The organism is Ruegeria sp. H8 (assembly GCF_056532905.1).
In genome coordinates, this window is the sequence record NZ_JBQFNY010000003.1 from 73,750 (window position 1) to 86,909 (window position 13,160).

General features: G+C 57.9%; 14 protein-coding genes. 7 read left to right on the top strand and 7 right to left on the bottom strand.

Features of this window, described 5'->3' with window-relative positions:
* Positions 1-36: 36 nt before the first annotated feature.
* Both ACR0A2_RS09885 and ACR0A2_RS09890 read right to left on the bottom strand, forming a co-directional pair.
* A complete protein-coding gene (locus ACR0A2_RS09885; RefSeq protein WP_171117120.1) occupies positions 37-804 on the bottom strand; it encodes a glycerophosphodiester phosphodiesterase family protein in 768 nt (255 codons plus the stop codon).
* Positions 801-1,256, bottom strand: coding sequence for a RidA family protein (locus ACR0A2_RS09890; RefSeq protein WP_171117119.1), 456 nt, complete (start codon positions 1,254-1,256; stop codon positions 801-803). Before ACR0A2_RS09890 ends, ACR0A2_RS09885 begins: the two co-directional genes overlap by 4 nt.
* A 345-nt stretch (positions 1,257-1,601) precedes the next feature.
* Between ACR0A2_RS09890 and ACR0A2_RS09895 the strand changes: the two genes are divergently transcribed.
* Together ACR0A2_RS09895 and ACR0A2_RS09900 are read left to right on the top strand one after the other, a co-directional pair.
* A complete protein-coding gene (locus tag ACR0A2_RS09895; RefSeq protein WP_171637476.1) occupies positions 1,602-2,372 on the top strand; it encodes an MlaA family lipoprotein in 771 nt (256 codons plus the stop codon).
* Complete coding sequence (locus ACR0A2_RS09900) at positions 2,362-2,961, top strand: MlaC/ttg2D family ABC transporter substrate-binding protein (protein ID WP_480834897.1); 600 nt, start codon at positions 2,362-2,364, stop codon at positions 2,959-2,961. Before ACR0A2_RS09895 ends, ACR0A2_RS09900 begins: the two co-directional genes overlap by 11 nt.
* 103 nt (positions 2,962-3,064) lie before the next feature.
* Here ACR0A2_RS09900 and fliP read toward each other — a convergent pair whose 3' ends face one another.
* From fliP to fliF, 4 genes are read right to left on the bottom strand one after another with little or no spacing between them, the layout of a single operon-like run.
* The gene (fliP, locus tag ACR0A2_RS09905; protein ID WP_480834898.1) at positions 3,065-3,793 is read right to left on the bottom strand and encodes a flagellar type III secretion system pore protein FliP; all 729 of its coding nucleotides are present in this window, start codon (positions 3,791-3,793) and stop codon (positions 3,065-3,067) included.
* Complete coding sequence (locus tag ACR0A2_RS09910) at positions 3,793-4,080, bottom strand: FliM/FliN family flagellar motor switch protein (protein WP_480834899.1); 288 nt, start codon at positions 4,078-4,080, stop codon at positions 3,793-3,795. The genes fliP and ACR0A2_RS09910 overlap by 1 nt, the downstream gene beginning before the upstream one ends.
* Positions 4,073-4,669, bottom strand: coding sequence for a FliH/SctL family protein (locus ACR0A2_RS09915; RefSeq protein ID WP_480834900.1), 597 nt, complete (start codon positions 4,667-4,669; stop codon positions 4,073-4,075). The genes ACR0A2_RS09910 and ACR0A2_RS09915 overlap by 8 nt, the downstream gene beginning before the upstream one ends.
* On the bottom strand, positions 4,669-6,252 hold the full coding sequence (gene fliF, locus ACR0A2_RS09920; protein WP_480834901.1) for a flagellar basal-body MS-ring/collar protein FliF: 1,584 nt from the start codon (positions 6,250-6,252) through the stop codon (positions 4,669-4,671). Before fliF ends, ACR0A2_RS09915 begins: the two co-directional genes overlap by 1 nt.
* A 119-nt stretch (positions 6,253-6,371) precedes the next feature.
* On the opposite strand from fliF, the gene ACR0A2_RS09925 reads away from it, so the two are divergent.
* Genes ACR0A2_RS09925 through ACR0A2_RS09945 form a run of 5 tightly spaced genes read left to right on the top strand, consistent with a single transcriptional unit; the run spans position 6,372 to position 10,985 of the window.
* The gene (locus ACR0A2_RS09925; RefSeq protein ID WP_171117108.1) at positions 6,372-6,869 is read left to right on the top strand and encodes a flagellar basal body-associated FliL family protein; all 498 of its coding nucleotides are present in this window, start codon (positions 6,372-6,374) and stop codon (positions 6,867-6,869) included.
* 9 nt (positions 6,870-6,878) lie between these two features.
* Positions 6,879-7,355, top strand: coding sequence for a hypothetical protein (locus tag ACR0A2_RS09930; RefSeq protein ID WP_171617047.1), 477 nt, complete (start codon positions 6,879-6,881; stop codon positions 7,353-7,355).
* Entirely contained in the window at positions 7,352-7,936 is a 585-nt protein-coding gene (locus ACR0A2_RS09935; RefSeq protein WP_171617049.1) for a MotE family protein, read from the top strand. Before ACR0A2_RS09930 ends, ACR0A2_RS09935 begins: the two co-directional genes overlap by 4 nt.
* A gap of 47 nt (positions 7,937-7,983) precedes the next feature.
* Entirely contained in the window at positions 7,984-8,853 is an 870-nt protein-coding gene (gene motA / locus ACR0A2_RS09940) for a flagellar motor stator protein MotA (protein ID WP_152459429.1), read from the top strand.
* Positions 8,850-10,985, top strand: coding sequence for a hypothetical protein (locus ACR0A2_RS09945; RefSeq protein WP_480834902.1), 2,136 nt, complete (start codon positions 8,850-8,852; stop codon positions 10,983-10,985). Before motA ends, ACR0A2_RS09945 begins: the two co-directional genes overlap by 4 nt.
* A 584-nt stretch (positions 10,986-11,569) precedes the next feature.
* Here the strand turns inward: ACR0A2_RS09945 and betB are convergent.
* Positions 11,570-13,024, bottom strand: coding sequence for a betaine-aldehyde dehydrogenase (betB, locus tag ACR0A2_RS09950; RefSeq protein WP_480834903.1), 1,455 nt, complete (start codon positions 13,022-13,024; stop codon positions 11,570-11,572).
* Positions 13,025-13,160: the final 136 nt, after the last annotated feature.

Here is a 13,160-nt window from a genome sequence, read left to right on the forward strand (position 1 = left end):
GCACCAGCCCTTTATCTGTGACCGAAGCGGCAGGGTTCAAGCTGAATGCGCAGCCAGATACCCTTCGAAGGTCACATTGTCGGCAACAATGCGGGCCTCTGCCTCTTGTTCGGGCGTTCGGACGGTCCAGCACAGGATCGGCACGCCTTGCGCCTTCAGTTCGGCCACACGCGGGCGGGAAAGATCTTCCGCCTCGTGGCTGATGAAACCGGCCCCGACACGTTCAAAATCAGGAATGTCGCGCAGGGTGTCGCAGACGTCATGCGGCAGAAGCTCGACACTGGGCTCATAGGCGCAAGTCGTGATGCCGCGCGGCAGGTGCGGGGCCAGCCGCGCCAGTTCCGCAACCGAGTTTGGATTGAAGGACATCAGGGCCACCGGGCCGTCATAGCCCTGCAATGCGCGCACGGTGTCGTGCTCGAGGGCACCGATATTCATACCCATAACGCCGTCCTGATCCTTCAGCTCGATCAGCAGCGGCACTTGGCCTGCGACCATATCCAGCACCTCATCAAGCGTTGGAATGCCGTCATCACCATACAGAAGGGTCAATTCGGACGCCGCCGCCGCCGACACCTGCCGGATCGGCCCGGGCTGGCCGGTCAGACGCCCCATGTCGTAATCATGGAACACGACGGCACGATCATCAGATGTCAGCTGAAGGTCGATCTCGATCCCGTATCCGGCATCAATGGCGGCACGAATGGCCGCCCGGCTGTTTTCCGGGCGGTTGTTCGATACGTCATGCAGCGCCCGATGAGCAATCGGGGCCTGCAAAAACGCAGCTGGCAGGGGCGGTATCATTCGATCTCGAAAATGCCTTCGATCTCGACTGCCACGCCCAAAGGCAGCGACGCAGCACTTACGGCAGAGCGCGAGTGGCGACCGGCGTCGCCCAGCGCTTCGACCAGAAAGTCGGATGCACCGTTGATCACTTGCGGCTGCGCAGTGAAATCTGCGGTCGAGTTCACGAAACCGGTCAGCTTGATGGCACGCACCAGTTTGTCGATATCTCCGCCACAGGCCGCCTTGACCTGTGCCAGCAGATTGATCGCGCAGACCCGCGCCGCTGCGGCTCCGGCCGCGACATCCATGTCATCGCCCAGCTTGCCGGTGATCAGCTCGTCTGATTTCGATATCTGGCCGGACACGTACACGATATTGCCCACACGTACATACGGCACATAATTTGCCGCTGGCGCGGGTGCGTCGCCCAGCGTGACACCGAGGCTTTCCAATTTTGCAGCGATGCTCATTGAGAGGGTCCTTCCCTGATTGACTCTGCCGGACGCTAACCGGGAAGCACATCCGTGGAAAGACGGAATGCGGCAAATTCCGGCTTGCATGCGATCTGAGCATATCTTTACTTATTATGACTTGCAGATGCTCAATTGCTTTACCCGGACCTGACGAACAGGTTACACGCTAGGTGTTTCATTTGAGACCTGAAACGACTATGTGACAAGAACTTGTGCCTTACCGGCGTGTTAGTATTGGTGAATTGTGATTGTTGGCCCGACAGAACGGATGTCGGGCATTTGGGAGAAGCAAAGATCGTGTCGAGCAGATTTTGCCTGAAACACCTGGTTGTCCTGTCACTCATGGCCATTCTGTCCGCCTGTGCAACGACACCGCCCGAGGGCGCCTCACGCAGCGACGTGTTTGACCCTTACGAAAACGCGAACCGGGGAATTCACAAGTTCAATCTGGGCGTTGACCGGTTTCTGTTTCGACCTGCGTCGAAAGGGTACGTGAAGATCGTTCCTGATCCCATGGTCACCAGTTTCAGCACATTCGCCGAAAACATCTCGCTGCCCGGACAAGCGGTCGACTACCTGCTTCAGGGCAACCCGAAACAGATGGGCAATGCGCTGCTGCGCTTTGTGATCAACATGACCGTGGGCGGCTTTGGCCTGTCCGCGCCCGCAGATGAGCTGAACCTGCCGCCCGTCGATACTGATTTCGGTGAGACCCTGCACGTCTGGGGGGTCGGCGAAGGGGCTTATGTTGAACTGCCTTTCTATGGCCCGTCGACCCAAAGGGATGCCATCGGGGTCGTGATCAACCTGTTCTCGAATCCGATCAATTTTACCCCGGTCCGGCCCGCTGACAATCTGGGCGTCTATGCCGAAGTCGTTCGCCGCATGGGCGATCGTGGGCGGTTCTCAGATACCGTAGACTCGATTCTGTATGAAAGCGCAGACAGTTACGCGCAGGCCCGCCTGATCTATCTGCAAAACCGCCGCTTCGAACTGGCGAGAGATGACGAAGACGCCTATCTGGATTTGTATTCCGACCCCTATGCCGAAACCGGTACAGACCCGGTCAGGGACCCCTATTTAGACCCATACGAGGACCCCTATGCTGAATAACGAGTTGAACCGCCGTAGCTTTGTCGCAGCTGGTCTGGCCTTGGCGGTCCTGCCCAAATCCGCATTTGCCCAGACCGAGGCATCAGCCAAGGCACTGGTCAACAGTGTGGTCAACGACATCAACAGGGTTATCGCATCGGGCAAGTCAGAGAATGCGATGCTGCGTGATTTCGAGAAGATCTTTGTGCAATATGCCGACGTCCCGATCATGGCGCGTTATGCCCTCGGTGCCGATGCCCGTACGGCCACCCCATCCCAGCTAAGGCAATTCACCAAGGCTTTTCAGGGCTATATCTCCCGCAAATATGGTCGCCGCTTCCGCGAGTTCATTGGCGGTGAGGTCAACGTGCGCAATGCACGCAAGATCAAGGCCGGATATGAAGTGCGCACAATGGTCAAGCTGCGCGGCTCGGCGCCGTTTGATGTGACGTTCCTTGTTTCGGACAAGTCGGGGCGTGAAAAATTCTACAACATGTTCATCGAAGGCGTTAATTTGTTGCTGACCGAACGCACCGAAATCGGCGCGATGCTGGACGCCCGCAAAGGCAACCTGAACCAGTTGATCAAAGACCTGAAAAAGACGGGTTGATCCGGTTCACTTGCGGCCGGGCATTGAATTACGCCTTTGGCACCATTGGGACAGAGGCGTCTGACCGCCAGTTTTTTCAGCGCGCCGCGGCTACATGTCGAGGTCACGGCATGTAACTGCGCACCAAAGCGCCTGCAATCAAAGCCCACCCGTCGGCGATCACGAAAAACGCCAGCTTGAATGGCAAGGATACGATGGCCGGTGGCACCATCATCATGCCCATCGACATCAATACAGCGGCCACGACAAGATCGATGATCAGAAACGGCAGGAAAATCAGAAACCCGATCTGAAACGCCCGTGCGATTTCCGACAGCATGAAGGACGGCATCAAGACCGACAACGGCGCTTGTGCGGACAACTCCATAGCCTCACCACCGGGGCGCAAAGCCGCCATGGCATAGAACGTGTCCGCATCCAGTCGGGCCGCCATGAAGGCACGGAACGGCTCCAACGCGCGCTCCAACGCTGGTTCCACTTCCATCGTTTCTTCCATCATCGGTCGTATCCCTGTCTCCCATGCCTCTGAAAACACCGGGTCCATGATGAAATAGGTCAGGAACAACGCCAGGCTGACCAACAGCATATTGGGCGGCGATTGTTGCAGGCCGATCCCTTGCCGCAGGATCGACAGAACGGTGATCAGGAAGGGAAAGCAGGTGATCATGATCGCCAGCCCCGGAGCGATGCTCAGCACTGTGATCAGCAGAATCAGCTGGATCGTCCGGGCGGAAATCGACCCGCCCTCGCCCAGGGACAAGGTCAAATCCTGGGCAGCGGCCAGTGAGGGCGTCAACACGGCCACCAAAGCCAGGCAGATTACATAGCGCATCAACCGATTCCGTTGTGCAAATCCGCAATCTCGGTCAAGCGCACTGCAAGTTGCCCTGCCTGATCGCCTTCCATTTCCTCCAACAGCCCGCGTGCCACCAACTGATCCCCAACATAGAGGTCAACCGGATCTTCGATCCGTTTGTCCAGGGTCAGCACGGCATTCTCTCCCATCTTCAACAGGTCCTTGATCAATGGGCGCGCACGACCAACAGAAACGGTCACTTCAATCGGGACCGAGTCGAAGGGGTTGGGTTTTTCAGATTTCGGGATCTGGGTGTCATTCATTGGACAAAGCCTCTCTTGTCTCAAAGACATAAGCGTCAAAGATCTGTTCGATGGCGGCGAGCAAAGCGGTGCAATCAACCTCACGCCGGCTCGTACCGACCTGAATGCGGGCCTGACCCGGCTCCAGGTCCGAGTGTTCGATCACCTGAGGAGTGGAATGCAGATCTTGCGGCAACAGCGCTGCGACACTCTCGGCACAACCCGGCGGCACCAAAATCTGCATCGGCTGCTCTATCCGCGAACGCGCCATTTCACAGAGTTGCTCCACGATGCGGGCTGCAAGGCCGCGCTCGGCCATCTCAGGCAGTACGGTCTGAACCAGGCTGGTGAACATGGGCTCCAACGACAGGGTCATGCGGGCGATGGCTTCGTGATAGGTGAAAGACATATCCTCAAGCGACCTTGCCAATTCAGCCGAAATCTGGCCGCGGCTTTGCTCCTGCGCCCGCGAGGCATCTTCCCAACCGGCCCCATACCCGTCTTCGAAGGCAGCGAGCCGTTGTTCTTCCAGCGTGTCCTCATTCAAGATCAGAACAGGCCCCGTACCGGTCTGGGTGGTGAAATCCTCAAGAAGATGGGCAATCGACATCACACCCGCTCCTCACCTTCTTCAAGCCAACTGCGCAGGATCTCGACAGTTTCTTCCTGCTTGTCACCGATCATGGCGCGCAGCCGGTCGACAGGATCCTCCGTGGCGTTCGAGCCGAGAGCCGGAACACCACGCTCTGCCGGCAGGGTCGAGAGCTCTGCCGGTTCCTCCGGCGCGATTTCACCTGTCAGCGCCAAGGTATCCGAATCCGCCCCTCCTGACGCCGCCAGCAGCGCCGGTGTCGGTGTTGCATTCGTCAGGATCGGGCGGATCACGAACAGGGCCAGCACGAGCGAAACCAAAGCCAGCACAGCCATCTGTATCAAGGACATGACGTCCAGATGGATGTTCTGCCAGAGCGACGACGATACTAGGGTGCCCTGTGGTTCGACCGACGGCAAATCCATGGATTTCAGTGTGATAACGTCCCCGCGCGCCGCATCGTACCCGACTGCCGACGCCACGAGCTCTTCCAGAGCGGTAAGCTCTTCCTGGGGCAAGGGCGTGAAGACTTCGGCACCGGAGGCGTCCACCGATCTTTTCCCATTAACCAGAACTGCAACCGTCAGGCGCTTGATCGCGCCGGCAGCCTTATGAACTTCCAACTCAGTCTCGGAGACTTCGTAGTTCACCCGCTCACGAGTTTGGGTAGCCGTCGAGTTCGATTCGTCCCCGCCCGCCGCATCGCCATCCGGCAGGTTCGACGCCACGGTGACATCCGATGACTGGTTTCGGGCGCTGTCCGAACGTTCTTCGACATCCGTGCTGATCGCCACGCGGCCTTTGGGGTCAAAGCGCCGCTCGCGAATGGATTCCGTCTTGGTTTCGGTGTCCACACTGACCTCGACCACGGCATTGCCTGTACCGACACGCGCCTCGACCAGACGCAGAACACGTTCCCGCAACTGGCGCGACTTGTCGTCCGCAGTGTCCGCAGGCGCTGCGGTATCCTGCCCGCCAATCACGGCCCCGTGCGAATCAACCACCGTAACGTTCTCGGGCGTCAGGCCGCTGACGGCCGAGGCAACAAGGAACCGGATGGCCTTGGCCTGATCCCCGGTAATTTCGGTCCCGGATGGCACCAGGTAGACCGAAGCCGTTGGTGACACGCTGCGCTGAAACGGGTTTGCCGTCCCGTTGGCAATATGGACGCGCGCCTGACTTATATGCGGGCTTCCGACAATCGTCCGCGCCAGTTCACCCTCTTTCGCGCGCCAATAGGCAGCATCGAACATCTGAGAGGTGGTGCCAAACCCGCTTAGCGAATCAAGCAGTTCGTACCCTTTGTTGCCGTTTGCGGGCAGGCCTTCGCTGGCCAGGGTCATTCGCAGCTCGTCGCGCTGCGCGCCGGATACGTAGATCGATCCGCCCCGGATTTCATATGTGACGCCGCGCTGGTCCAGCGCGCGTACTATTTCCCCGGCGGCACCGCTTTCCAGACCCGCATAAAGCAGCGTCATGGACGGAGCCGTCACGAGGCGCGACATGCCAAGGATTCCCAGAAACACCAGCGCAACCGCACCGGCGACGATGATTTGTTTACGCCTGTCCAAATTAGCCCAGACAGTTCCGATCTGCTGCACGCTCACCTCCGACTCGCCGGCATTCTGCCCGACGCACTCTCTGTTTGGACGATTGCTCTTAACAATCGGTTAGTCCCTGCGCGGTTATGACGGGGTCGGAACTGATGAATGAGGACGTCATGACCGACGCAACCGACGAACTGGCGGAACCCACCGGGAAAAAAGGGAAAAAGGGAATGCTGATCGGGATGCTTCTTGCCATCGCCGGCGCTGCGGGCGGGTATTTCCTGACGTCATCCGGATTGATTCCGCTGGGTGGCAAGGCCGCGGTTGAGGCCGGCAAGGACGAGGCGAAAGAGGAACCTGCCAAAGCGCTGGCGGATGTCGGTTTCATTGATCTGCCGCCGGTTGTTGTATCGGTGAATTCCGGCAATTCGCGACATTTGAAGTTCCACGCTCAGCTCGAAGTTAACGCGCCGTACATAGCTGATGTGAAAAAAATGCAGCCACGAATCATGGATGTCCTGAACGGATACCTGCGAGCTGTTGAATTGAAGGACCTTGAGGATTCGCTGGCATTGACGCGCATCCGAGGTCACCTGCTGCGACGCATTGGAATTGTTGTTGGCGAAGGGCGCGTTCGCGATGTGCTGGTGATGGAATTTGTACTGAATTAGGAGGCGGAATTGGAGCTGATTGCGGATATTTTGCTGGTCGCCGGTGCGTTGGGCGCGGGTCTTTATTGTTTTGTGCTGTCGCGCCGCCTCAGGCGGTTCACCGATCTTGAAAAAGGCGTCGGTGGCGCGGTGGCCGTGTTGTCGACCCAGGCGGAAGAGCTGAAGAAATCCCTGGACAGCGCGCGAAATGCCTCGGATCAATCGGGGGATCAGCTGAAGGCGCTGACGCAAAGGGCTGAGACCGTGGCTCAGCACCTAGAGCTGATGATGGCATCTCTGCATGATGTCATACCCGAAGAAGAAACTGCTGCCCCGGAAACGGCAAAGCCTGTCCAAGACGATCCCCAGCCTGAAGAGGAACAGGGCACCAAGCACGAGAAAGCAGCGGAACCGGCCGAAACTGGTGCGCGTGAAGAGCAACCCAAGGCGCCAGAGGGCCTGATGTTCTTCCGCCATGACCGCAAGCAGAACGGGGCGCAGGCATGAGCCTTGCGCGCAACGCCAAACACGATACACGCCCGCGCGGCGGTGTGCTTGCTGTCATCTCATTGCTGATGATCGGCTCGGCAGCCATTCGCGTTGGCTTGGAGGCAGGACCCGCGCTCGCCAAACCGGCGACACCCGAAGTCGTGGAAAACAAGCCTGCCGCATCCGAAACACGCGATGTTCAGGTTGTGCTGGCAGAGCTTTTGCGCCGGGAGGAACGCGTCAAACAGCGAGAGGCTGAATTGCGCGATCAGGAAAAAGCACTGGAGATCGCAACCCAGGCCGTTGAAACGCGTCTGACGGCCCTGAAGGAAGCAGAAGATGCCCTGCGTGCCACGTTGGCGGTTGCGGACAAGGCGGCAGAGAACGATCTGGCGCGCCTGACGGATGTTTACCAGAACATGAAACCCAAGGACGCAGCCGCGTTGTTTGAAACTATGGACCCGACCTTTGCCGCAGGGTTCCTGTCCCGCATGCCGGCGGACGCAGCGGCTGGCGTACTGGCGGGCCTGAGCCCCGAAGCGGCCTATACGATCAGCGTTGTCATGGCCGGACGCAACGCCTCTGCCCCACAGGAGTAGTCGCCCGTGTTGCCCGGTAACGCACAGAACTCATCTGGAGATCTCAAATGATTGGAATTGTTGGAATTGTTGTCATCTTCGTAATGGTCTTCGGCGGCTATCTCGCGGCAGGTGGCAAGATGACCATCATCATGAAATCTCTTCCCTTCGAAATGATGATGATCGGTGGCGCCGCCGTAGGAGCCTTTCTGATCAGCAATGACATGGGCGGCGTGAAACATACGATCAAAGACATGGCCAAGGTTTTCAAGGGCCCGAAATGGAAGCCCGAAGACTATCGTGACCTTCTGTGCCTTCTGTTTTCGTTGATCCGCATTGCCCGCGCCAACCCTGTTGAGGTCGAGCAGCATATAGAAGACCCCGAAAACTCCAGCTTGTTTTCCGCATACCCCAAGATCCAATCAGACAAGGAGGCCGTCGACCTGATTTGTGACACCATGCGGTCGGCGGCGATGAATTATGACGATCCGCATCAGGTTGAAGAGGTTCTGGAGAAGCGCATGGAGGCGAATTTTCATCACGCCATGCACTCAAGCCATGCGCTTCAAACAGTAGCAGACGGCCTGCCCGCGCTGGGGATCGTTGCTGCGGTTCTGGGCGTGATCAAGACGATGGGATCAATCGATCAGCCGCCCGAAGTGCTGGGGAAGCTGATTGGGGGTGCCCTGGTAGGCACGTTCCTGGGCGTTTTTCTGGCCTATGGTCTGGTCGGCCCCTTCGCAGGCAAACTGAAAGCCGTGGTTGAAGAAGACAACCACTTTTATCAGCTGATCAAAGAAGTACTGGTGGCCAACCTGCACAACCACAATGCCGCCATGTGCATTGAAGTCGGACGCCAGAACACCCCAACCCATAACCGCCCGGGCTTTTCCGAGCTGGAAGACGCATTGAAAGAGCTTAAGCAGGCCGCGGCATGAAGCGCTTCGGGTTTCTGATTGCGATTTTGGTCACGGCTGCATCTGCCGTGACCGCACAGGACGTGGTGGTGCGATCCGGTGAGCATGACGGATTCACACGTCTGGTTTTCGACGTGCCACCGGATACCCGCTGGGTGCTGGCGCAACGGAAGAACGGCGCCAGCCTTACCATTGCCCTGGACGACGTGACATTCAAAACCAGCTCGGTTTTTGGGCGTTTGACCACGAACCGCCTGGCCTCATTGTCGCAGGAAAACCCCGGCAGCGCTTTGGAGCTGGAGTTCGGGTGCGACTGCGTGGCGTCGGCGTTTCTGTACAGAAACTCGATGATCGTACTGGACATCGCGCCAGGGGAATTGTTGCCGCCGCTTCTTGAGAATGTACCGCCACCCTTGATCGGAAAAACGGCCGAAGGCAAACCGCCATCGGTTGAGACAGGGTTGCATCTTCCGCTCCTCACCATGACTGAGCAGGGGATAAAAAACCAGCTGTCCACTCGTCTTCTGCAAGGGACCGATCGCAAGTTGCTGGACTTGAAGCTTGCTCCTGTCGGGCCTCGCACTACCGCCCCGTCGGGTACAAGCGTTGTGCCTTCCCAATTGCGTTCGAACGTACGTCTCACCACGGTTCTGGACGATTTGCAGAATGTTTTGAACGCAGAACTGCAACCAATTGACCAAAGACCGGCCTGCATCTCGACTGCTGAGCTGAATTTTGCGGCCTGGTCAGGGGACACGCCTTTTCCGGATCAGGTATCAGCTCTCCGCTCTGGGCTGTACAAAGAGTTTGACAAACTTGACGGCGAAAAGGCCATGAACTTGGCCAGGCTCTACGCCTCTTTCGGTTTCGGAGCCGAAGCGTTGAGTGTCTTGAGGCTGTTGGAGGCGCCGCCAAAGGGCTTCGAGCCCGTTGCGGCAATTGCGCGGGTTGTAGAAAACCGGCCGCCGCTGCCCAGGAATCCATTCAACTACCTGCAACGATGTGACAGCGATGCCGCACTTTGGGCTGTGTTGTCCGATGGGGAACTGGCACCTGACGCAAACGTGGAAGCAATCGAAAACGCGTATTCAAGACTGCCGGATCATCTTCGCCGCCAGCTGGGGCCGCGGTTATCAGAAATACTGGTGAGCGCACAACAACTGGAGGCTGCCCGCAGAATCCTTCGTTCGGTTGACCGGATTGAACCGGAAACGACATCCCGTTTCGCTCAGGCCAAAGCCAGCGTTGCCAAGGCGGAAGGGGACAGTGACCGTGAAGAAGAGTTGTTGACCGAGGTTATAACCTCTACCGACGCCGCCACTGAGTCTCCGCTGGCTTTGGCGCGCCTGGTGGAAAAACGTTGGTCTGAACGCAAAGCTGTTTCTTCTCAGGAGCTTGATCTGGCGGCATCTTATGCGGTCGAGTTCAGACGATCGGAGCTGGGCGCGATGATGAACCGCACCTATGCGATCGCTCTGAGCCTGAGCCAGGAATTCGACCGCGCATTTGACGTGATCAAAGCGCAGCCACCCGGACCCGATAGTGACGGCGCGATCAATCGGCATCTGCAATTGCTTGCCGAGAGATCGGACGACGCAACCTTTCTACGCCAGACGATGGAGGTAATGCAGCTAGACATGACGGCAGTGCTGACAACCGATACTGCAATTGCATTGGCAAGCCGTCTTGCTGATCTGGGCTTTGCTCAGCAGACATTCGCGCTGGCGAACAAACCGGAAGATCAGTCTCGGCGCTCGGATCGGGCTCGGTTGCGGGCTCGGGCCGCTTTGCTGTCGGGGCGCCCTCATCAAGCCCTGCTGGAACTGGCTGATGACAATTCCGAAGAGGCGATCGCCTTGCGCGCGCAGGCGATGGTTTCAACAGAAGATTTTGCAGCCGCCGGCGATATGCTCCGAGATCTCGAACAAAACGAAGCGGCAAACCGGTACTTCTGGCTGGCCGGAGTATCGGATAAAAGGTTGGAACCTGCGGGCGGGAAATACGCGGCATTGAATCAAATGACCCAAGCCTTGTCTGACCTGCCGGAACGGTTGGCGGAAAAGCCGCTGGCGGATGCGGAAAACCTGTTGAAGGACAGCCGGTCGGCCCGCCAGCGGATCGATGAGATGTTGAACGCAGTTGGGGTAAAATGACGTATATCGCGACTGTTCCGGCCGCACCCGGCAAAGTGAACGCCGGTCCCTAAACCGGTATCCCCTGCGATGCGTTTCAACCGCTGGCAACCCGGCGCCGTTGCTTCAAAGCGGGTCCAATCAGAACGCCCGATCAGGCGGGATGCAAAAAAGCTCCAACTTCTTTCAAGGATGTTGTGTTCCAGACATGACACAGAAGAACAGGCCGCCGAACTTCAGGCCGCGTTCCTCAACCACAAAGGTCACGACGGCTGACCGCCCGTGAAGCAACCGGTGCCGTGGCACTGACGGCAGATGCGTGAAAACGAGACGCCACATCCGAAATTCGGCGGTAAGAGTTCCGCGCCTTCAATGAGTTCAGTGGTCAGAGAAATCGCGGACGTGTCTCCTCATCAAACCTGGCCAACCGGCTTGGGATGGCAACGTCTTTGGACACAAATTCTGCAAGCCCGCCTTTTCCGACACGCTGACAGGCATCGGTATTGCCAGTGCAGTATTGCACGCCACTGGCTGGCGTTTCCTCAGCTCCCGGCGTCACACACCGGGAGCTGAGACGTCAAAAACAGCGGACAACCGTCCTTGCTTCAGTACGGAGCCTCAACATCATTCATCGAGACATAGACGGTTTTCATTTCCGAGAAGTGATTGATCGCCAGTTTCGAGTTCTCGCGCCCGACACCGGACATCTTCGATCCACCAAACGGCGCTTCGACCGGGGCAAGGTTGTAGGTGTTGATATAGCAAGTGCCAGCTTCGAATCCGGCCACGATTCGATGCGCCCTGGTCAGATCATTCGTGAAGACACCTGCGGCCAGACCGAACTCGGTGTCATTGGCGCGGGCCATCACCTCTTCCTCTGTCTCGAAATCCAGCACCGACATGACGGGGCCAAAGATTTCCTCGCGCGCGATGGTCATGTTGTCCGTGACGTCAGCAAAAACCGTAGGCTGCACAAAATAACCGTCTCTTTCGATCCGTTCACCGCCATAAACCAATCTTGCGCCTTCGGCTTTGCCCTTTTCGATATAGCCCAGGGTGATGTTCATCTGGTTCTCGCTGACCATCGGGCCAAAGCTGACGTCCTCGTCCATTGGATCGCCGATTTTCGCGTGCGCTAGACGTTCCGACAGGCGTTTCAGGAATGCCTCTTTGATACCTTTCTGAACGAAGACGCGGGTGCCGTTGGAACAAACCTGGCCCGAAGAGTAGAAATTGCCCAGGATCGCACCTGAAACAGCGTTTTCGATGTCGGCGTCGTCAAAGACGATCATCGGGGATTTGCCGCCAAGTTCCATGGTCACATGCTTCATGCCATCCGCCGCAGCAGCATAGACCTTGCGGCCCGTCGGCACAGAACCTGTCAAAGAGACCTTGGCCACGCGCGGATCAGAGACCAGCGAAGCACCGACATCACCGTACCCCTGGATCACGTTGTAGACGCCCTTGGGCGCGCCGGCCTCGACAAGAATTTCGGCGACTTTCAATGCCGAAAGGGGCGTGGTTTCCGAAGGTTTGAATACCATCGTGTTACCGCAGGCAAGTGCAGGGGCACCTTTCCAGCAGGCGATCTGCGTGGGGTAATTCCAGGCGCCGATCCCGACGCAAACGCCCAGCGCCTCGCGGATGGTATAGACGAAATCACCCCCGCCCAGCGGAATATGCTCGCCAGTCAGAGAGGCGGCCAATCCACCAAAATACTCCAGCGCATCGGCCCCCGAGGTGGCATCGGCCACGGTGGTTTCCTGAATCGGTTTGCCGGTATCATGGGTTTCCAGAACGGACAGGTCGTAATTGCGTTCGCGCATGATATCAGAGGCGCGGCGCAGGATGCGGCCACGTTCCGTCCCGGACAGGGCCGCCCATGCTGCCTGAGCGTTTTTTGCACTGTTTAGAGCCTGTTCTACGATCGCCGGCGTCGCCGAATGCAACCGTGCAATCACTTCGCCTGTAGCGGGATAGATCACTTCGATGGCCGCGCCGTTTGTATCTCCGACATATTCGCCGTCAATGAAATGGCTGGCCCGGGGCTGAAACTTCATACCGTGTCCTTTTCTTTCGCACCCGTCAGGACGGGACAAATGGTCAGTCGAAAATCGGCCTATCGGTTATTGATTGACCAGTCAATAAAATCATCAAAGGGGCGGTTTCACGCCTGCCAAACCCCGCAAACCTTGA

Bases quoted from the DNA above. Each gene is read 5' to 3' on its own strand.
- ACR0A2_RS09885 (WP_171117120.1), bottom strand. From the start codon at position 804: ATGATACCGCCCCTGCCAGCTGCGTTTTTGCAGGCCCCGATTGCTCAT.
- ACR0A2_RS09890 (WP_171117119.1), bottom strand. From the start codon at position 1,256: ATGAGCATCGCTGCAAAATTGGAAAGCCTCGGTGTCACGCTGGGCGAC.
- ACR0A2_RS09895 (WP_171637476.1), top strand. From the start codon at position 1,602: ATGGCCATTCTGTCCGCCTGTGCAACGACACCGCCCGAGGGCGCCTCA.
- ACR0A2_RS09900 (WP_480834897.1), top strand. From the start codon at position 2,362: ATGCTGAATAACGAGTTGAACCGCCGTAGCTTTGTCGCAGCTGGTCTG.
- fliP (WP_480834898.1), bottom strand. From the start codon at position 3,793: ATGCGCTATGTAATCTGCCTGGCTTTGGTGGCCGTGTTGACGCCCTCA.
- ACR0A2_RS09910 (WP_480834899.1), bottom strand. From the start codon at position 4,080: ATGAATGACACCCAGATCCCGAAATCTGAAAAACCCAACCCCTTCGAC.
- ACR0A2_RS09915 (WP_480834900.1), bottom strand. From the start codon at position 4,669: ATGTCGATTGCCCATCTTCTTGAGGATTTCACCACCCAGACCGGTACG.
- ACR0A2_RS09925 (WP_171117108.1), top strand. From the start codon at position 6,372: ATGACCGACGCAACCGACGAACTGGCGGAACCCACCGGGAAAAAAGGG.
- ACR0A2_RS09935 (WP_171617049.1), top strand. From the start codon at position 7,352: ATGAGCCTTGCGCGCAACGCCAAACACGATACACGCCCGCGCGGCGGT.
- motA (WP_152459429.1), top strand. From the start codon at position 7,984: ATGATTGGAATTGTTGGAATTGTTGTCATCTTCGTAATGGTCTTCGGC.
- ACR0A2_RS09945 (WP_480834902.1), top strand. From the start codon at position 8,850: ATGAAGCGCTTCGGGTTTCTGATTGCGATTTTGGTCACGGCTGCATCT.
- betB (WP_480834903.1), bottom strand. From the start codon at position 13,024: ATGAAGTTTCAGCCCCGGGCCAGCCATTTCATTGACGGCGAATATGTC.